Source organism: Chlorobium ferrooxidans DSM 13031 (assembly GCF_000168715.1).
Classification (GTDB): domain Bacteria; phylum Bacteroidota; class Chlorobiia; order Chlorobiales; family Chlorobiaceae; genus Chlorobium; species Chlorobium ferrooxidans.
In genome coordinates this window covers 14,197-32,695 of the sequence record NZ_AASE01000002.1, presented here as the reverse complement: position 1 = coordinate 32,695, position 18,499 = coordinate 14,197, and the positions used below count along the sequence as shown (strand labels likewise).

The 18,499-nt window shown below is 51.3% G+C and carries 15 protein-coding genes and 1 pseudogene; 9 read left to right on the top strand and 7 right to left on the bottom strand.

The window, feature by feature from the left end; genetic code table 11:
- The first annotated feature begins 80 nt into the window (after window positions 1-80).
- Window positions 81-1,322, top strand: coding sequence for a bifunctional 3,4-dihydroxy-2-butanone-4-phosphate synthase/GTP cyclohydrolase II (locus tag CFERDRAFT_RS01665; RefSeq protein WP_006365451.1), 1,242 nt, complete (start codon window positions 81-83; stop codon window positions 1,320-1,322).
- Between the two features lie 61 nt (window positions 1,323-1,383).
- On the top strand, window positions 1,384-2,697 hold the full coding sequence (glyA, locus tag CFERDRAFT_RS01660; RefSeq protein WP_006365450.1) for a serine hydroxymethyltransferase: 1,314 nt from the start codon (window positions 1,384-1,386) through the stop codon (window positions 2,695-2,697).
- A gap of 84 nt (window positions 2,698-2,781) precedes the next feature.
- Here glyA and dnaG read toward each other — a convergent pair whose 3' ends face one another.
- Window positions 2,782-4,677, bottom strand: coding sequence for a DNA primase (gene dnaG / locus CFERDRAFT_RS01655; protein WP_006365449.1), 1,896 nt, complete (start codon window positions 4,675-4,677; stop codon window positions 2,782-2,784).
- 211 nt (window positions 4,678-4,888) lie between these two features.
- Here dnaG and CFERDRAFT_RS01650 point away from each other — a divergent pair, with 211 nt between their 5' ends.
- From CFERDRAFT_RS01650 to CFERDRAFT_RS01635, 4 genes are read left to right on the top strand one after another with little or no spacing between them, the layout of a single operon-like run.
- Complete coding sequence (locus tag CFERDRAFT_RS01650; protein ID WP_006365448.1) at window positions 4,889-5,638, top strand: MotA/TolQ/ExbB proton channel family protein; 750 nt, start codon at window positions 4,889-4,891, stop codon at window positions 5,636-5,638.
- Window positions 5,638-6,171 carry an ExbD/TolR family protein gene (locus tag CFERDRAFT_RS01645; RefSeq protein ID WP_006365447.1) on the top strand — a complete coding sequence of 178 codons (534 nt, stop codon included), beginning with the start codon at window positions 5,638-5,640 and terminating at the stop codon, window positions 6,169-6,171. Before CFERDRAFT_RS01650 ends, CFERDRAFT_RS01645 begins: the two co-directional genes overlap by 1 nt.
- Window positions 6,172-6,173: 2 nt before the next feature.
- Window positions 6,174-6,698 carry an ExbD/TolR family protein gene (locus CFERDRAFT_RS01640; protein ID WP_006365446.1) on the top strand — a complete coding sequence of 175 codons (525 nt, stop codon included), beginning with the start codon at window positions 6,174-6,176 and terminating at the stop codon, window positions 6,696-6,698.
- Window positions 6,699-6,727: 29 nt separating this feature from the next.
- Window positions 6,728-7,534 (top strand): energy transducer TonB, encoded by an 807-nt coding sequence (locus CFERDRAFT_RS01635; protein WP_006365445.1) that lies wholly within the window; start codon window positions 6,728-6,730, stop codon window positions 7,532-7,534.
- 158 nt (window positions 7,535-7,692) lie between these two features.
- On the opposite strand, the gene CFERDRAFT_RS01630 is transcribed toward CFERDRAFT_RS01635, so the two are convergent.
- From CFERDRAFT_RS01630 to CFERDRAFT_RS01615, 4 genes are all read right to left on the bottom strand, one after another.
- Window positions 7,693-7,890 carry a hypothetical protein gene (locus CFERDRAFT_RS01630; RefSeq protein ID WP_050770602.1) on the bottom strand — a complete coding sequence of 66 codons (198 nt, stop codon included), beginning with the start codon at window positions 7,888-7,890 and terminating at the stop codon, window positions 7,693-7,695.
- Between the two features lie 25 nt (window positions 7,891-7,915).
- Window positions 7,916-9,118 (bottom strand): aspartate aminotransferase family protein, encoded by a 1,203-nt coding sequence (locus CFERDRAFT_RS01625; RefSeq protein WP_006365443.1) that lies wholly within the window; start codon window positions 9,116-9,118, stop codon window positions 7,916-7,918.
- A gap of 73 nt (window positions 9,119-9,191) precedes the next feature.
- Window positions 9,192-9,404 (bottom strand): hypothetical protein, encoded by a 213-nt coding sequence (locus CFERDRAFT_RS01620; protein ID WP_232209735.1) that lies wholly within the window; start codon window positions 9,402-9,404, stop codon window positions 9,192-9,194.
- Window positions 9,401-10,696, bottom strand: coding sequence for an NAD(P)/FAD-dependent oxidoreductase (locus CFERDRAFT_RS01615; RefSeq protein ID WP_006365442.1), 1,296 nt, complete (start codon window positions 10,694-10,696; stop codon window positions 9,401-9,403). Before CFERDRAFT_RS01615 ends, CFERDRAFT_RS01620 begins: the two co-directional genes overlap by 4 nt.
- A gap of 219 nt (window positions 10,697-10,915) precedes the next feature.
- Between CFERDRAFT_RS01615 and CFERDRAFT_RS01610 the strand changes: the two genes are divergently transcribed.
- The gene (locus tag CFERDRAFT_RS01610) at window positions 10,916-15,466 is read left to right on the top strand and encodes an autotransporter domain-containing protein (RefSeq protein WP_156777960.1); all 4,551 of its coding nucleotides are present in this window, start codon (window positions 10,916-10,918) and stop codon (window positions 15,464-15,466) included.
- Between the two features lie 5 nt (window positions 15,467-15,471).
- Here CFERDRAFT_RS01610 and CFERDRAFT_RS01605 read toward each other — a convergent pair whose 3' ends face one another.
- Together CFERDRAFT_RS01605 and purE are read right to left on the bottom strand one after the other, a co-directional pair.
- Window positions 15,472-15,972, bottom strand: a complete 501-nt coding sequence (locus CFERDRAFT_RS01605) for a cupin domain-containing protein (RefSeq protein WP_006365440.1) — start codon at window positions 15,970-15,972, stop codon at window positions 15,472-15,474.
- On the bottom strand, window positions 15,959-16,489 hold the full coding sequence (gene purE, locus CFERDRAFT_RS01600; RefSeq protein ID WP_006365439.1) for a 5-(carboxyamino)imidazole ribonucleotide mutase: 531 nt from the start codon (window positions 16,487-16,489) through the stop codon (window positions 15,959-15,961). Before purE ends, CFERDRAFT_RS01605 begins: the two co-directional genes overlap by 14 nt.
- A 141-nt stretch (window positions 16,490-16,630) precedes the next feature.
- On the opposite strand from purE, the gene hemN reads away from it, so the two are divergent.
- Both hemN and CFERDRAFT_RS11840 read left to right on the top strand, forming a co-directional pair.
- On the top strand, window positions 16,631-18,049 hold the full coding sequence (gene hemN / locus CFERDRAFT_RS01595; protein WP_006365438.1) for an oxygen-independent coproporphyrinogen III oxidase: 1,419 nt from the start codon (window positions 16,631-16,633) through the stop codon (window positions 18,047-18,049).
- Window positions 18,050-18,340: 291 nt separating this feature from the next.
- A pseudogene (locus tag CFERDRAFT_RS11840) lies at window positions 18,341-18,490 on the top strand (tyrosine-type recombinase/integrase); the annotation flags it as partial.
- Window positions 18,491-18,499 lie beyond the last annotated feature (9 nt).

Here is an 18,499-nt window from a genome sequence, read left to right as displayed (position 1 = left end):
CTGAAAATGGAACGGGAATTTTTTTACATTACAATGTTTTCGTGTAATATCTGCTTTCGAAAAACGGTGTAACAAAACGTATGGATAAGTCGAATTTTGACTCAATAGAAGCTGCTCTTGAGGATATTCGCCAGGGCAAACTGGTGATTGTAATTGATGACGAGGATCGTGAGGACGAAGGCGATTTTATTGCTGCGGCTGATCTGGTGACCACCGAGATGGTCAATTTTATCACCAGAGAGGCGCGGGGCCTGCTTTGTGTGGCCATAACCATGGCGAGGGCAAAGGAGCTGCAGCTTGATCCGATGGTTCAGAGAAATACCTCCCAGCATGAAACCAATTTTACCGTCTCTGTCGATGCCATTGCCGAAGGTGTGACGACCGGTATTTCGGTTTTTGACCGGGCAACAACCATCAAAATGCTTGGAGATCCATCCTCGAGCGCCGATGATTTTTCCCGTCCCGGCCATATTTTCCCCCTCCGTGCCATGGATGGCGGAGTGCTTCGCCGGGTAGGTCATACCGAGGCCGCTGTTGATCTTGCCCGTCTTGCCGGGTGCAGCCCTGTCGGTCTGCTTTGTGAAATCCTGCATGAAGATGGCAGCATGGCGCGGCTTCCCGAGCTGATCAAGCTGAAGAAAAAATTCGGGCTGAAACTTATTACCATCAAGGAGCTTGTTGCCTATCAGATGCAGCGCAACAAGCTGGTGAACCGGGCGGTTGAATCAAGACTTCCGACGGCATACGGCGAGTTCAGGCTCATCGCCTATGAAACGTTTGCCGACCAGCAGAACCATATGGCGATTGTGAAAGGGGATATCACCAGTGACGAACCGGTGCTGGTCAGGGTTCATTCGCAGTGCGCTACCGGTGATACCTTTGCCTCTCTTCGCTGCGACTGCGGCAACCAGCTTGCATCAGCCCTCTCCAAGATTGAAAAAGAGGGACGCGGTGTACTGATCTATCTGATGCAGGAGGGTCGGGGTATCGGTCTTATCAATAAACTCAAAGCCTATAATCTTCAGGATGAGGGGTTTGATACGGTCGAAGCCAATGAGAAGCTCGGTTTCAAGGCTGATCTGCGTGACTATGGTATCGGAGCCCAGATTCTCAAGGATCTTGGTGTCAGGAAAATGAAGCTCATGACCAACAATCCCAAAAAAGTGGTTGGTCTTGAAGGGTACGGTCTGGAAATTGTCGAACGTATTCCGCTTGAAATTGCTCCGAATCCCATGAATCAGAGCTATCTGGATACCAAGCGTGACAAGCTCGGTCATATGATCGGATGTTCATGCGGCTCCGAGGGGCGAACGAACCGCTGAGAGAAGAGAGAGAATAAAATCACAACAAGTAAACTTCCATAAGGAAAAGGAACGACTCGCGATGGATACCGACATCCTTCAACTGCAGGATAGAGAGGTCTTTGAGGCTATAGCCAATGAGACGACCCGGCAGACTGAAACACTTGAACTCATTGCTTCGGAAAATTTTACCAGCCGTGCCGTCATGCAGGCATGCGGCTCGGTGATGACCAATAAATATGCCGAGGGCTATCCCGGCAAGCGCTACTATGGCGGATGCGAATTTGTTGATGTTGCCGAGAATCTCGCCCGCGACCGGGCTAAAAAGCTGTTTAAATGCGACTATGTCAATGTACAGCCGCATTCCGGTTCGAGCGCCAACATGGCGGTTCTTTTTTCGGTGCTGAAGCCCGGCGACACCATCATGGGGCTCGACCTCTCGCATGGGGGCCATCTGACTCACGGCAGCTCGGTCAACTTTTCCGGCCAGATGTATGATGCGCACTCCTATGGTGTGGATCGCGAGAGCGGCTTGATTGATATGAACAGGGTTGAGGAGCTTGCCCTCAAGGTCAGACCTAAACTGATTATTGCCGGAGCCAGCGCCTATTCGCAGGGGTTTGATCTGAAGGCGTTCAGGGCGATTGCCGACAAGGTCGGAGCTTTTCTGATGGCCGATATCGCTCATCCTGCCGGACTGATTGCCGCAGGTCTTCTGGGCGATCCCATGCCGCACTGTCATTTTGTGACCACCACGACGCATAAAACCCTTCGCGGACCCAGAGGCGGTATGATCATGATGGGCAGTGATTTCGAGAATCCCATGGGAATTACCATCAAAACCAAAACCGGCTCGCGCGTGAAAATGATGTCCGAAGTGATGGATGCAGAGGTTATGCCCGGTATCCAGGGCGGCCCGCTTATGCATGTCATTGCAGGCAAGGCTGTAGCGTTCGGTGAGGCACTGAAGCCGGAGTTCAGGGAGTACGCCATTCAGGTCAGAAAGAATGCTGCTGCGATGGCGGAGAAGTTCACCTCACTCGGTTATAATATTGTCAGCGGCGGAACCAAGAACCACCTCATGCTGCTTGATTTGCGCAACAAGAACGTTACCGGCAAGGTTGCCGAGAACCTGCTGCACGATGCCGGTGTTACGGTCAACAAGAACATGGTTCCTTTTGATGACAAGTCACCCTTTGTCACCAGCGGCATCCGTATCGGTACACCGGCCATGACGACCAGAGGCATGGTTGAAGCGGACAGTATCGCTGTCGCTGAACTGATTGACCGGGTTATTACTGCGGCTGAAAAGCCTGATGTGGCGAAGGTCTGTCAGGGTGTCAGAGAGGAGATCAAGGCACTCTGCCTTCGCAACCCGCTTGTGGGCTATGTGTAAAACCCCCTGTTTGTTTATCTGTTTCAAAGCCCGTCAAAACCATCTGACGGGCTTTTTTTTTTTGGTGCATAGAGAATGCGCGGCTCAGAGGTTCCTGACAATGTTTTCGATCATGGTTTTCAACTCTTTCGTGGTTTTTCCGATTTTATTATCCATTGCCACCTTCTCCATCAAGAGCTCTTTTTCCTTCTCGGTATTGTTCTCTATCCGGATTTTTTCCGTAATGGCGGTTTTCTGACGGATCAGCGGCTCAAGAATAAGGTTTTTGAATGCATCAAGAAACATGGCCAGGCACCGTTTGGCGCTTTCAGCGTGGACATCGGAGAGCTCGTGCCACTTATTGCTGACCGGCTGGTCCATCATCAGTCCTGAAGCAAGATCTCTCGACTCGGGAGTGCTGAACTGACTGATCTCGGATGCGATGTCGATCCGCTCTTCCGGATTCCCTTCGATCTCGTGGTAGCGGCGGATCATATGGGTGAAGATCTGCTGTGCTGCCGGATGTGAAAGCTCAAGCATCTCTTCATGAGAAGCGGCAAATTCCAGAACCGCATTGCCGTATCCGGTGCTTTCAAGCAGTGCTTTTAAAAAAGTTTTTTCAAGCACGGAGAGCTCTTTATTCACCCTTTTCGGAACGGTTACCTCTGTTCGCCGTTCTTGTGAAACGCTTTTTTTCCCTTCCGCCTCAAGTTGCTTTCCGAGCAGTTCAAGGAGTGCCGAGTGACTGATGGAGAGTTTTTCTGCCAACTCCTGAAGGTAGAGCTCCTGCTGGATACGGTCGGGAATCAGCGCTATCGTATGCACCATTGAGCGTATGGACCTTGATTTTTCCTCCGGTTGTTCGAAATCGCCGGATTCCGAGAAAAAACGGATTTGAAACTCCAGAAATTGGAGTTTTTCCGCTTCAGTAAACTGCAGGAACTTTTCCCGCCCTTCCCGGCGAATAAAGCTGTCGGGATCGTCTCCCGAAGGAAGCATGACAACAAAAGGGGTGATACCCTCTGCAAGAAGGGTTTCGATACCCGTTATCATTGATTTCAGGCCTGCAGGATCAGCATCATAGATAAAGAGTACCCGCCGGGTGTAGCGTTGCAGGATTTTCGCCTGATAGCGTGTCAGTGAGGTGCCGCATGAGGCGACAGCATTGGTTATACCGGCCTGGTGAAGGGCAAGGACATCCATGTAGCCTTCAACAAGGATGGCACTCTCCATCCGGCGGATCTCGTTTTTGGCGGCGTGAAGGCCATAGAGCAGTTTTGACTTTTCAAACAGCGCACTCTCCGGAGAGTTAAGATATTTTGGCGCATGCGGATCATTGCCGAGCGTGCGTCCTCCGAAACCGACAACCTGCCCTCCAACCGAAAAGACCGGAAAGATCACCCGGTTACGGAAGGTGTCATACCACGAGTTTCTCTGCTTGTTGTGGGTTATGAGTCCGAGATCAACCAGGTGCTCCTGGGGAATTGCCGAACGTTTGGCTGCGTTGAAGAGATGCTCCCAGGATTCAGGCGCATAACCGAGGCCGAAGCTCCGGATGGTTTTTTCCGAAAGCCCTCTCTCTGTTCCGAGATAGACAGAGGCGGTTTTTCCTTCACTGCCCTGAAGCGTCTGATGAAAAAACTTTGCCGCCCAGCGGAGAGTTTCAGTCCGGCTCTCTTCTCCCGGCTTTTCACGCTCTTTCTTTTCGGTAAATCGGCTGATATCCACCCCGGCTCGCTTGGCAACCAGTTCGACCGCTTCGGGAAATGAGACTTTTTCCATCTCCATGATGAAGGAGAAGACATTGCCGCCCTTGCCGGTTGAAAAACACTTGTAGATCTGTTTTTCGGGTGAAACCACAAAAGAGGGGGTTTTCTCCCTGGTAAAAGGGGAGAGGGCCTTGTAGTTTCTTCCCGAAGGCTGAAGGGTTAGGTAATCGGAGATAATATCGACAATGTCTGCAGCCTGACGGACATCATCAATGGCTGTATGAGGGATCATCTATCGGTACCCGGTTATAAAAATTATTGCTGGAATACGTCTATTTCTCTTTTCCGGATCGATTAGTATTTAAAAATCGCAAGCTTATTTACTAAATTCAGCTCTACTGTAGTAGATTTTTTGCATCGATTTCCACCACAGTATAGCAAATTACAAAGTGGTTTATCACACCGGTGTTATTTGCCGGAGAGACAAAAATAAAAAACAGTCTATGAAACAGGGTTTATTTACGGGTTTACTTATTGTCGTAACCTACTTGGTTTCTTTAGGGTTTTATGTCTGGATGGGCACGAACCCTCCTGAGTCGATGTTTCATGCCGTATGGAAGGGCGGACCGGTTGTATCGGTGCTTATGGCGCTGATTCTTATGGTTATTGCCTACGTTGTAGAACGGATCATTGCGCTCAACAAGGCTTCCGGAAAAGGCAATATTCCCGAGTTTGTGCATCTGCTTAAACAGGATATTGACAACGGGGATATTGATCAGGCAATTCTGAAATGTGATGATCATCAAAGCTCACTGGCTGCGGTCCTTCGTTCAGTGCTTGAGCGCTATAAAAAACTTGCCCAGTTCAATGTGACTGATCGAGAGAAAAAGATCAGCGAGATGGAGAAGGCTGTGGAGGAGGCTACGATTATGGAGATGCCGCTTCTGGAGAAAAATCTTGTCGCGATCTCCACGATTGCATCGATTTCCACCATGGTCGGACTTCTTGGAACAACGCTTGGCATGATTCGCGCTTTTGCCGCCATGGCTACAAGCGGCGCTCCTGATGCGGTCCAGCTCTCTCTTGGTATCTCAGAGGCTCTTTTCAATACCGCGCTTGGTATTTGCGGCGGTATCATGGGTATTGTGGCCTACAATATCTTTACCAGCAGGGTGGATCGTTTCAACTATACGATTGATGAAGCGGCCTTTTATATCATTCATACTCTCGGAACCGGAAAATCGGATAACTGATGTCGAGAATCAAGGCTAAACGGGTTGGTTTTCGACTTGATATGACGCCGATGGTGGATGTTGCGTTTCTCCTCCTGACGTTTTTTATGCTGACAACCAAATTCCGTCCTCCGGAAGTTGTCCGGATTGACCTTCCCTCATCTCATTCGGATCTGAAGCTTCCCGAATCGGATGTGCTTACGGTGACGGTGAGCGGAGATAATACCTTTTTTATGGGGGTCTCATCCCAGCAGTCGAGGGAGAAAATTTTCAACTCCGTTGTGAAGCAGAAGCTCATAGCCGCAAAGTTTTCAGCAGCGGCTGTACAGGATTCACTGAAACACTTCAAACTTGCCGACAGCTTTCCTGTCGAGCGCGATGAACTTGACCGGTTTGTGGTTATGGCACGTTTTGCCGACCAGAAACTTCGACCGGTTGTCCGGGCCGATTCAGATGCGAGTTTTGATGCGGTAAACCATGTGATCAAGGTTTATAAAAAGGCCAATCTTCTGACCTTCAATCTGGTTACTGTATTTGAAAAGGAGGGCCGCTGACAATGGGTGTTGTTGATTCTCCAAATGGCCGCCGGGGTCCCGGTAAAAAGAAGCGGCATTCAAAACGAATAGGGTTTCATCTCGATATGACCCCGATGGTGGACGTGGCGTTTCTGCTGTTGACTTTTTTCATGCTGACAACGACCTTTTCGAAATCAAATACGATGGAGATCAACCTTCCTCCGGAAATGACCGAAGTGAAGGTTGCCGAAAATAATGTCATGACACTCAGAATCGCTGATGAAGCCATGGCATACTGTTCTCTGGGCAATGAGGCTCCCCGGCGTATTCCCCTTTACGATACCCAGGACAGCCATCGGCATGTACTGAGCACGCCGTTGCGTCAACTGATCAAACAGCAGGCGAAAGCCAACGAGAAGACGGTCATTGTCGTTAAAATCAGCGACAAAGCCAGGTACAAGCAGCTTGTTGATATTATCGATGAGCTGAACCTTATGAAAATAGACCGGTTCAGTCTTGATGACTTTACCGAGCAGGATGCGCTGGAAATCAAAAGAGCTGTTTAAGCGTATAATCAGCAAAGGAGTTCATTCAGGTGTCTTCAAAGTTAAAAAAAGTCCATCAGGAGACCTATCAGCGTAAAGCGATCACCTGGTCTTTCGGTGATGAGTTTCTTGATACTGAAACTCTGCGCAAGCTGCAATACGGCAATCTTGTTCTCCGCCGGCAGGCCCATCTTTTTCTGAGCCACGGAGTTATTACCGCTGTCGTGCTTCTTTCTCTGTTCTGGCTTGTGACGGCCAACTGGAAGCTTATCTCTTCTATTACCGGCTGGTTTGGTCATGATGACGCCCCGATGGTTGAGTGCTATGAAGTGGTTACCAGTGTTACCCAGCTTCCTCCACCTCCACCGCTCAATGCTCCCGAGCCGACTCCTGTCACCCCTTCAGCGGCGGTTCCACCCCCTCCGAATGTCGGTAAAATAAAACAGGTCAGTCAGGCGGAAGTTCCCCTTCAGCAGACGGTTGCTACGCAAAAGGAGCTTAAACAGGCAATACAGACCACCGGTGCAGGTTCGGGATCCGGAGCCGGTTCAGGTGATGATGTTCCGATGTTCATACCCTGCGAGAAGATGCCGGGTTTTCTTGACCAGAAAAAACCGCTCTATCCCGAAATGGCAAAAATTGCCGGAATTACCGGAAAGGTATTTGTCAGTGTGCTGATCGGTGAAGATGGCAGGCCTATCAAGGCGAAGGTGATGAAGCGTATTCCTGCTGACTGCACTGTTTTTGATGCCGTGACCATCAAATCGGTGATGGAGTCGAAATACTACCCTGCAATGCAGAACGGCAGCCCGATCAAGGTGTGGTTTACCGTGCCGGTAAAGTTCCAGCTCGACTGACTCACCGCTCTTAATTTGTTCCGCGATTCGATTGTTTCCTTGGGTGGTGCTCAAAATCCTCATCCCGGCCCAGACTTCGTCGGGACTGCGCTACCAATGTTTCGCCCCTCCGGGGCTTGAACATCAAACCGCTCACGACAGGTAATAGCAGCGATTTTTCAGCTGCTTTTTTTCGTTTTCGGGCGGTAGAGCACGGCAAAGGCAATGCCTGCATAGGCCGCCGTCAGGGTGACGGGGCTGACGAAGAGTGCGAAAACCCCGTCCACATCCTTCTCAAGGAACATTATTCCAAAGCTGGCAGCAATAACGAGCGTTCCGAGAGCAATCAGGATATAGTTGACTCTCCCGAGGGGCATTGCGGCTGTTTTTGCGGCAGGGGATTTACCCTGCTCTCTCTTCGCTGAAGATTTCATCAAGTGTGTTTATACATTTTTGAGCTTCCTCCCTGGTGATACAGAGCGGGGGGAGAAGCCTTATGACGTTCACGCTGGTGGCGTTGACAAGCACCCCTTTCTGCAGGGCCTGTTCAACATAATATTTAGCCTCCTTGTCAACCGTTATGCCGATCATCAGCCCATACTGCCGTATTTCAAGGATTTGCGGGTGTTTTGCGGCCAGTAGCTGCAGCTTCTCGTGAATATAGCTGCCGATTGCTGAAGCATTTTCCATGAGCTTGTCCTCATCAATGGCATTGATCATGGCAATTCCCGCAGCACAGGCGACCGGATTGCCGCCGAAGGTGGTACCGTGATTGCCGTAGGAGAGTACATCGGCTACCTTTTCGCTGCCGATCACGGCCGAGAGCGGCAGTCCGCCGCCAAGAGGTTTGGCAAGGCAGACCAGATCAGGGTCGGCATTGAGCGGCGAATAGCTGAAAAACGTTCCTGTCCTGCCGCATCCCGCCTGAATTTCATCGGCAACAATGAGAAAGTTGTACTGCTGCCGCAGCTCTTTCAGCCGGTCAATAAACGGTTGTGAAATCCGGTGAATACCGCCTTCGCCCTGTACCACTTCAATGAAAACCGCGGCGGTTTTTGCGGAAACCTTGGTTTCGAGATCCGCAATATCATTGAAGGTGATCATCCCTGTTTCCGGGAGCAGCGGTTCAAAACCGTCACTGTATTTGGCTTTTGCCGTCAGCGACAGGGCGCCGTAGGTTCTGCCGTGAAAACAGTTGCTCAGCGAGAGCACCTCTTTTTTATGCTGGTCACCCGATTGGCCGGCCCACTTCCTTGCCATTTTGATGGCAGCCTCGATTGCTTCCGTGCCGCTGTTGGCAAAAAAGACTTTCGAGAGCCCGGATAGTTCCAGGAGCTTTGCCGCCAGTTCGAACTGGGGCTGCATCATGAAGAGGTTCGACGCATGGATAAGCTTTGCCGCCTGATCGCCTATGGCCGCTACAAGCCGTTTGTCGCCATATCCGAGCGCATTGACACCGATGCCTGACAGCATATCAAGATAGCGGGTGCCGTCATCACCGACCAGCCACACCCCTTCGCCATGCGATACGGCAATCGGCAGCCGGGCATAGTTATGAAAAAAAAGTTTCTGTTCGGTTTCCCGTGTGATGGGCAGTTGTTTCATGCTCTGGTACTCAAAAGATGAGAGGTGTCTTTTTCAGTTGATTGGTTGATTATAAGGATCAATTCCGATGCTTTCAAACATTTTCTTCGGCTTGTTTCCACACCATCCAGACCCGCACAAGCCGCCAGATGCCGTAGGCTCCGGTGAGGAGTGCATACAGCCGGAGATCCTCCCTTGATGCCAGAGGAATGGTTCCTGGAAAAAAGAGGAGCCAGGCGGCTATGCCGATAAAGCATAACGCCAGCAGTGTGCCGACGATCATCGTTACCGGGAGGGGCCTGCTCACTCCTCTTCATCGTTAACGGAGCTGCTTGAACAGGCTTCCGGATAGAATCTCCACTCCCTGTTGACTATCAGTCGGGCGCCATAGCTGAAGGTGAAGTATGACCATCCCCACTGCAGGAGCACAAAGACCCTGTGGCGGAAGCTGGTGAGAAAGTAGATGTGGACCAGCAGCCAGGTAAACCAGGCTAAAATGCCGTCAAATTTCAGACTGCCGAATTCAACAATCGCCTTGTTTTTTCCGATGGTTGCCATCTGTCCCTTGTCGCGGTACCGGAAGAGCTTTCTTGTTCTGCCTTTCAGGTCGAGCAGGATATTTTTGCCGATGGCGCGTCCCTGCTGCAGTGCAACAGGAGCAAGACCAGGCAGTGTTCTGCCATCCTCAAGCTGAAAATTGGCCAGGTCACCGCCGACAAATATTTCCGGATGCTGCGGAATGCTGAGATCTTCATCAACAATAATCCGTCCGATACGGTCAGTGTCAACATCCATGGTTTTGCCGATACCGGTCGCCGTAACGCCTGCGGCCCAGAGCACGGTAGCGGCTTCTATGCGTTCATTGCCGATCTGTACGCCGTTTTCATCGACGTTGCTGACCATGCTGTTGGTCCATACCTGCACGCCGAGTTTCTCCAGCGAGCGGGTTGCCTTGCTGGCCAGATCAGGGGAAAAAGAGCCGAGAATGCGCGGTGCGGCTTCGACGATAAAAATCCGGGTAAGCTTCGGGTCGATGTTGCGGTAAAATTTTGAGAGAGTGTAGCGGCTCATCTCTCCTATTGAACCGGCCAGCTCAACTCCGGTCGGTCCTCCGCCAACAATGATGAAGGTGAGCAGCTTTTTGCGTTCAACGAAATCGGTTGTCCGTTCCGCCCGCTCATAGGCCTCCATGACCCGGCGCCGTATCTCCTTTGCCTGCGCAAGGGTTTTCAGCCCCGGAGCAAACTCCTCCCACTGGTTGTTGCCGAAATAGTGGTGCTGTACACCGCAGGCAAGAATGAGGTAGTCGTAGGTGATCTCACGGAAATCGGTAACGATGGTTTTCTTCTCGATATCGACGCTTCTGACGATGCCCTTGAAGACCGTAATGTTCCGGTAGTTCGCCAGCATGTTTCGCAGGGGCGCGGCGATATCGCCCTCACCAAGGGCGGCCATCGCTACCTGGTAGAGGAGCGGCTGGAAGAGGTGGTAGTTTTTCCGGTCAATGATGGTGATCTCGATATCCGGCTTGTTGCCGAGCACCTTGGCCGCATTGATCCCAGCAAATCCACCGCCTACTATGACAACATGCTTTTTCATGAACGCCTGTCTCTTCTGTTAGTCTCTATTCTGCTCAATTCTATAACCCGTTTGAAAGTAATAAAAAAGAGATAAAACTCCACGATTTCCCGATTTCGTCGTCAGTTACGGCAGCTATCGGACTTTTTACATCTGCACGGGATGTGTCTGAATCGACGGTATTAGGCAAAATATTCGGTTTTCTGTGCCTGTTTTTGTGATAAATAACGTAAAATATACGTGAAAAAAGTATATCTCTCTGCGAGCCTGTCGTTCGGGGAGCGCAAACATTTTCGGCAGAGCGGCACACCCATGAACAAGCGAAACTTGTCGATTATACTGCTTCTTGCTGTGATCTCCGATAAGAGCGCTGACGGGGCGGTTTTTACGGTCAGTAATTCCGGTGACAGCGGATACGGAACCTTTAACCAGGCGATTCTTGAGCTGAACAGTGCCGGGGCCGGAGCGAATGCAATCGAATTTACTGCAGCTGATCCTGAAATAACTCTTTTTTTAACGCCGGAATTCATAAAAAAACCGGCGGTGATCATGACCAACAATGGCGGGGCTCCCTTACAGGTAACCCACGTGACTTCGACAGCAAATGCCAGAACCCTGAAGGTGACTACGAACGTGCAGGTTTCTCTGGCGGATGAGCTGTTGACCCTTGGTATGCAGAGCAGTAGTACCGGAAGCGTAACGCTCTACTCTGCCGACAACCTCATCATTTCAGGAAATCTTGGCAGTAATCTGCTCAACACCTCAACCGGCAGTTCGGCTTATGGAGTATATGCCGGTGGATCACTCTCTCTATCCGGGGCGGTTTCAAGAGGATCAACGATCTCTTCACAAGCCACCGGCAGCGTCTACGCGCTCTATTCGGTTGGAAATATTTCAGTAAGTGGCGAGCTGTCCGGTTCTGTCTCGGCAAAAGCAACGAGCGGCGGAACCGCTTACGGGATCAGGAGCGGAATGTCGAAAACAACGACGTTGAATCTCGGCGGCGGAGTCACGTCATCAGCCACTATCACGGCAACGGCAGTCAACACCGTAAATAATTCGGACAGCACTGTTTATGGTATCTATTCCGGCGGTGCGATCACTATCGGTCAACGTGGCCAAACAACAGGAATCAGTGGTGTGGTATCTGCAACGGCAGGATATGATACGGCATATGGCGTTCGGGGTAATACGGTTACCGTTCATGGAGGAGTCACCCGGACGGGGAGAATATCCGTATCGGCAGGCCGGAATAATGCTTTTGCTCTGGATGCTACCACAACGCTTGATATGGTCGGTGATCTGTGTGGCGATATCAGTGCTACAGCCATGACCGGTGGAACAGCTTATGCCCTTTATGCCGGGAGTGCGCTCACCATTACCGGTGATATTGCTGCATCATCAACTGTTACAGCCTCAGCCGGGAGTTCAAAAGCGTATGCGATCTTTGCTGAGGATGGTCCAGTTGTTATAAACGGATCCGTGATCGGTAGACTCTCAGCTACAACAGGGACGACAAGTGCTTATGGTATCTCTTCGGGCACTTCACTCGATATCACGGGAGATATATCGGAAGGTTCGACAGTGACGGCGAGTGCAGGAACCGGTATCGCGTATGGTCTGCATGGCGCTGCAGGATTGACGATTGGTGGTGGAATCGGCGGGGAGGTTATTGCGAAAACAACGAAGAGCGGCGGCCGGGTATACGGATTGTATGGGGGGAGTGATGAGGGGAGCAGCCTCACCATAACTGGGGGAATAGCTGAAAGCGGAAACATCACGGCGGAGGGGGTCAGCGGATCGACAGCCTGTGGTATTTATTCAGCAGGAAGCGTGACGATAGGCCGGAGTGGCGGTACGACAGGAGTCAGCGGATCGATAGTTGCTGATGCGGGCCTGGACGATGCGTACGGAATCAGCGGGAATGCGGTTACACTCTACGGAGGAGTAGGCGCGACAGGAAGTATAAGAGCTGATGCGGCAGAGTCGGGCGCCTGGGGTATCTATTCCGCCTCCACCCTTGAAGTCAATGGTGATATTGCTGTTTCATCCTCAATTTCAGCATCAACAGGGACAACGAAAGCGGCTGCGCTGTATGCTGAGGGAGGTGATCTGACAATCAGGGGATCAGTCGGAGGAGAGCTGCTTGCCATAGCAGGCACCTCCGGAGCCTATGGTATCTATTCCGGCTCATCGCTCACCCTTGCCGGTGATCTCTCCGGCAGGATCGATGTTTCTTCCAGGAAAGGGTCAAAAGCACATGCCCTGCATGCAGGTTCATCACTGATCATTACCGGCAGTATCGCCGAATCTGCAAAGATCATTGCTTCAGCAGCCACGACAGAAGCCTATGCTCTTTACGCCGGGAGCGGCGCAATTTCAGTCAGAGGAGTGGTTTCAGGCGAAGTGAGTGCGACAACCGGCAGTAATAATGCCGCCGGGATCTATGCAAAAGCAGGTATTTATGGAGCAACAGAAAGCGATGCATTGACCGTTTCCGGGATGGTTTCGGCTGTGGCAAAAGGAGCTGCTGCGGGAATTATGAGTGAAGGGCCGATGAATATTTTTGTTTCCGGTACACTCTCCGGCGTCGATAACAAAAACGGAACTCTCGGGTATGCCATCTATTCAGGAGGGTTTGCCGGAAGCGGGGAGTTTTCGGACTCCATTGCCTCTGACGACCGCATTGTTGTGGCTGAAAGCGGTATGCTTGTTGGTAACATCGCTCTTGGCGCGGGAAGTGATATGATGACGATGCGTGATTCGGGAAGTGTAACGGGGGATCTGGATTTCGGGGAGAACGATGATGCTTTGCTGATGAGCGGCTTCTCTTCAGTAACGGGGAGTATTGTTATGGGGTCAGGCAGTGATTCCCTGATCATGACGGGAGGCTCAATGGTAAACGGAGCGATCAATTTCGGCGCAGACCGTGATCTGCTGCATCTTATGGAGAACGCAAGGGTAACGGGGGATATTGATTTCGGGACAGGAGATGATACGCTGAGGCTGGACAATGGCACTGTTCTGGCTTCAACGGTCAGGTTCGATAAAGGGGATGACCGGATTGAACTCAGCGGTGATGTTGATATTTCCCGATCGCCACTCATCGATGGCGGGAGCGGAGATGAGTCGGCAGGTGACAGGATCGTGCTCTCCTCCTGGAACGGGGTTATCACCGATGCGTTTAAAGGATGGGAACGGATTGAAGTGGCTGGAGCATCCTGCGTCAATCTGGACCTTGATGATCTTCTTCGTCTTGCACCCTCTTACGGTCAGCAGCTTACCTTTATGATCGAAGCCGGTTCAACCGTAATGGCTACCGGAAACTCGCCGGGAAGGTATGAGATTGCCGGTAATCTTGAAAACAGCGGACTGCTCGATCTGCGCGATGGTGAGGCTAATGACCGGGTGACGGTAAGTGCAACCTATACCGGAGGTGGAGGTTCGCTTGGGCTTGATCTGGCATTGGGAGGCGGAAGCCAGAACAACCAGGATGCGCTTGATCTCCTTTCGGTTGGCCGGGTGAGTGTGGCTGGAAGCGGAACGGTACTTGGTTCAACCGCTCTTCTGGTGCGAAATATCTCCGAGAAAGGAAAAATTAAAATGACAACAGGAGGCAATGGTATTCTTATTGCAAAGGTCTATGGTACAAGCAGTTCGAATGCCTTTTCCGTGGATGGTTCATCCCCGGTTTTTCGCGGTGCCAATGTAAGAGTGGTTAAGGTCGGCAGAGACTGGTATCTGCAGATTCTGAGTGCTCCGAATGTTGATACGACCACCGATCTTTCAGATGAAGAGGTATCCGATTATTCCATTGACACCTCAGTTGAGGCTATCGAGAGTTCCGGGATTCCGGAAGAGCACCGGGTACTCCAGACAATTCTCCCGATGCTTGAGCGTCATGGAGCGGAGTCGGTTCCACGGTTCCGTCACCGTCAGCTCTATTACTGGTCTCGGGGGGATCATGGAGGGCAGGAATCATGGTGGATTCGCACAACCGGAAGCCGATTTCTCTTTCGTGCAGAGAGCGGCGGTCAGCCAGCAGAGACGGGAGGCTATCGCAGTGCCATGCAGATAGGCAGCGATCTTAAGGCGTTCAGATTCAGTAACGGTATGATGCGACACGGTCTCTATGCCGGAACCGGGTATGTGAAGTCGGATATCATGGAAGAGGGTGGAGTGAGTGCCGGAAGAGTCGATGCGTTTACGATGAATATTGGCGGATATTCGAGTGTTGAACTCTCCGGAACAACGTTTCTTGAAGGGGTTGTGCAGGCGACCAGATATGATGTTGATGCGTCGTTCAAAGGGGGAGCAAAGAGCAGCGGGAGATTCTGGGGGTTTAGTGCCTCGCTTGAAAGCGGGTTAAGGATTGGCATTGCCGGATCATTTTTTCTTGAGCCACAGGCTCAGCTGATCTGGATGCGTCTTGGCGGGTTCGAGATGCATACACCTTCAGGGGGAGTGCAGCTTCATGAAGAGAGTAGCTTGCTTGCCCGCGCAGGTATGGCAGGGAAATTCGAACCGGAAGGGCTCTCATTTTCTCCATTTTTCGAGATTAATACCGAGAGGGATTCCGGTGCATCCTCACAAGTTACCTATAAAGAGAGCGGGCGAAGCCTGAGGGTGGATGCTGAACGGGTTCATGTCGGGGGAGCTGTAGGGATCATCAGCCGGAATGCAAAGCGGAGTGGTATCGAGTATTCTGTAAAGACAGGCATGATGGCCGGTATTGGTAACACAGGATCGCGGGAGTACCAGTTAAACGTTGCCTTGCGCAAAAGCTGGTAGCGTGGTCAGGTGAGGCGCTCGATGAGCAGCGCGTGGCCGGGGAATTGCTGCAGCAGTGCCGCTCTCCGGGCAAATGAGAAGTCACGGAAATCAAATCCGGGTGCTACAACGCAGCTTACCAGTGCATAGCTTTCCTTTTCAGGGTTGGCAAGTTCAGCGCCAAACCAGCTCTCAGCCGGAACAAACTCCTGAAATACCTGACCTTCATCGGGCGACTGACCGAGAGTAAACGAGTAGGGCGCCCCTGTTTCAGCAAAAACATGCACCGTGAGCGGATCACCGGCATGGAAGAACCAGAGCTCATCGGAGTGAATCCGGTGCAGCTTTGAGCACTCGCTGTTTCTCAGCAGATAGTAGATTGCGGTCGCACAGGAGCGGGAACCCTCGAATGGGGCGTTACCGGTGAAGGAGTAGGAGGCGCTGCTCCGGTAGGTTTCGCGGTAGAAGCCGCCTTCAGGGTGGGGGAGAAGCTGAAGGCGATCTATCCAGTGCTCAGTCTTTTGCATGCAGTTTTTCCCTGATTTTCGCGGTTTTCTGGCGCGAAGCATCGGCAAGTTTATTGCGGAACTCAATCAGAGCGGCCATCAGCGGTTCATCGGAGAGCGCAAGAATCTGGATGGCAAGCAGTGCGGCGTTACGGGCATTGTCAATCCCGACGGTTGCAACCGGAATGCCGGCAGGCATCTGGACAATAGAGTAGAGTGAGTCCTGCCCGTTAAGCTTTTTGCTGAAAATCGGTACGCCGATTACCGGAAGAACGGTCATGGCTGCTGTAACTCCGGGAAGGTGCGCTGCGCCGCCGGCTCCTGCAATAATGACTTTAAGGCCGCGCTCTATGGCAGAAGTTGCATACTCTTCGAGGTCGTGGGGAGTGCGGTGGGCTGAAATCACGGAGATCTCCGAAGAGATTCCGAACTCGTCAAAAACCAGTGAGGCCTCCCTCATGATTTCAAAATCGGAGTCCGAACCCATCAGTATGCCGACAACCGGGGCTGAAGAATGTTTTGCTGGATCTATAGTCATAAAAAAAGGATAGTTGACGACCGGTCCTGTGCCGCCTGTTTTGTAGGCCAAATGATGGCTATTGATTTATGAAATTGCCGAGTTTTATGTATTTTCACGAGAGTGAATTTAAAAAAATAATACTTGTTGAGGAAGATAACAATGGCAACTAATCTCGCAGTAAAGTACAGCAATCCCGGTCCCCGTTACACCAGTTATCCCACAATTCCCTCATGGAGCACCGACGGTGTAACCCAGGAAGAGTGGAAAGAGGCGATGGTCAAAGGGTTCAATGACAGCAACGAGACCACAGGAATCAGTCTGTACATTCATATTCCCTACTGTGAGAACCACTGTTATTTCTGCGGCTGCAATGCCCACCGCACCCAGGATCACTCCTACGAAACACCCTACCTTGAGGCCCTGCTCAAAGAGTGGCAGATGTACACCGATGTTTTTCCCGGACGCCTTAACGTCAAGGAGCTGCACATCGGAGGCGGTACACCCACCTTTTTCAGCCCCGAGAACCTCATTCGCCTTATTGACGGTATCTGCAAGAACGTCAACAAGATGGACAACTACATGTTCAGCTTTGAGACCAATCCGAAGTCCACGACAAGGGAGCATCTTGAAGCGCTCTACAGTGTCGGCTTCCGCCGCATGAGTTTCGGAATCCAGGATTTTGACCCGATTGTTCAAGAGGAGATCAACCGTCTCCAGTCATTTGAACTGGTCAAGGAGAAGATCGACCTGGCTCGTGAAATCGGATTCACCTCAATCAATTTTGACCTTGTCTACGGCCTTCCAAAGCAGACGCTTGCCACCATTACCGATACCATCCAGAAGGTTATGCAGCTGAAGCCTGATCGTCTTGCCTTTTATGCCTATGGCCACAACCCGCACATGTACGAAGGTCAGCGGAAGTTCAAGGAGGAGGATCTGCCGGTTGGCGATGTGAAGCAGGAGTTGTACGATAAAGGCAGCGCGATGCTTGAGTCTATCGGTTACCATGAGATTGGTATGGACCACTTCGCCATTGAGGGTGATGCGCTCTACATTGCGGCCAGAAACGGCACCCTGCACCGTAACTTTATGGGCTATACGGAAAACACCACCCAGATGATGCTTGCCCTCGGCTCATCATCCATCAGCGACACCTGGTACGCCTTTGCGCAGAACGAGCGTGACGACACCTCCTACATCAAGGCCGTGAACGAAGGTCGTTTCCCGCTCCATCGTGGTCACCTGTTGACCGACGAGGATCTGGTGCTTCGCCGTCACATCCTGAACCTGATGTGCAAACAGGAGACCTCATGGGCTGATCCGAAGCTCTATACCGAGGAACTTGATATCGCCCTCTACCGCCTTGAAGATATGGAGAATGATGGTTTGGTTGTGCTGGGCGACAAAAGTGTCCGTGTTACCGAGGTCGGTATACCGTTCCTCCGCAATATCTGCATGGCATTTGACGCAAGGCTCTGGAGTTCCGACAGCCTCTCGAAGGCATACAATGTCTCCCGCGATATCCAGAAGACCTACATCGAAAAAGCCCGCCTCGCAAAAGCGCAGCAGGTTAGCTAAGCTCCATTTTTTTAGTTTGAACAGCAATACAAAAGGGTGCCCGCGGTCACCCTTTTTTTATCTCCCCCATTATTCTTGTGTCATTCCTCACCCATCCCGATCCCGAGTTGTCGGTAGAGGGGCCTCTCGGGTGACGAATCTACCTTCTTCTGCCTTCGTGCCAATTCGCCCATTCCGTCCGACTTTGCTCATAAACAACTAAAAAGTACATCATTAGCTGTGGAATACTCAAAATCGCTGCGTACATTTATTTGATACGTATTCTGCTGAGCAGGGCATAACAGATTGTCGATAAAAGCAGGGTATGATATTCGAACTGTTCAGGAATTAACGGGGCATAAAGATGTACGAACAATCATGATTTACACCCATGTGTTAAATCGAGGACCATCCGGAGTTCGCAGTCCTGTTGACAGGTTGAAAGCAATGTTTTTATGCTGACCCATATAA

Excerpts from the sequence above, each read along its gene's own strand:
- CFERDRAFT_RS01665 (WP_006365451.1), top strand. The coding sequence starts at position 81 with ATGGATAAGTCGAATTTTGACTCAATAGAAGCTGCTCTTGAGGATATT.
- glyA (WP_006365450.1), top strand. The coding sequence starts at position 1,384 with ATGGATACCGACATCCTTCAACTGCAGGATAGAGAGGTCTTTGAGGCT.
- dnaG (WP_006365449.1), bottom strand. The coding sequence starts at position 4,677 with ATGATCCCTCATACAGCCATTGATGATGTCCGTCAGGCTGCAGACATT.
- CFERDRAFT_RS01650 (WP_006365448.1), top strand. The coding sequence starts at position 4,889 with ATGAAACAGGGTTTATTTACGGGTTTACTTATTGTCGTAACCTACTTG.
- CFERDRAFT_RS01645 (WP_006365447.1), top strand. The coding sequence starts at position 5,638 with ATGTCGAGAATCAAGGCTAAACGGGTTGGTTTTCGACTTGATATGACG.
- CFERDRAFT_RS01640 (WP_006365446.1), top strand. The coding sequence starts at position 6,174 with ATGGGTGTTGTTGATTCTCCAAATGGCCGCCGGGGTCCCGGTAAAAAG.
- CFERDRAFT_RS01630 (WP_050770602.1), bottom strand. The coding sequence starts at position 7,890 with ATGCCCCTCGGGAGAGTCAACTATATCCTGATTGCTCTCGGAACGCTC.
- CFERDRAFT_RS01625 (WP_006365443.1), bottom strand. The coding sequence starts at position 9,118 with ATGAAACAACTGCCCATCACACGGGAAACCGAACAGAAACTTTTTTTT.
- CFERDRAFT_RS01615 (WP_006365442.1), bottom strand. The coding sequence starts at position 10,696 with ATGAAAAAGCATGTTGTCATAGTAGGCGGTGGATTTGCTGGGATCAAT.
- CFERDRAFT_RS01605 (WP_006365440.1), bottom strand. The coding sequence starts at position 15,972 with ATGCAAAAGACTGAGCACTGGATAGATCGCCTTCAGCTTCTCCCCCAC.
- purE (WP_006365439.1), bottom strand. The coding sequence starts at position 16,489 with ATGACTATAGATCCAGCAAAACATTCTTCAGCCCCGGTTGTCGGCATA.
- hemN (WP_006365438.1), top strand. The coding sequence starts at position 16,631 with ATGGCAACTAATCTCGCAGTAAAGTACAGCAATCCCGGTCCCCGTTAC.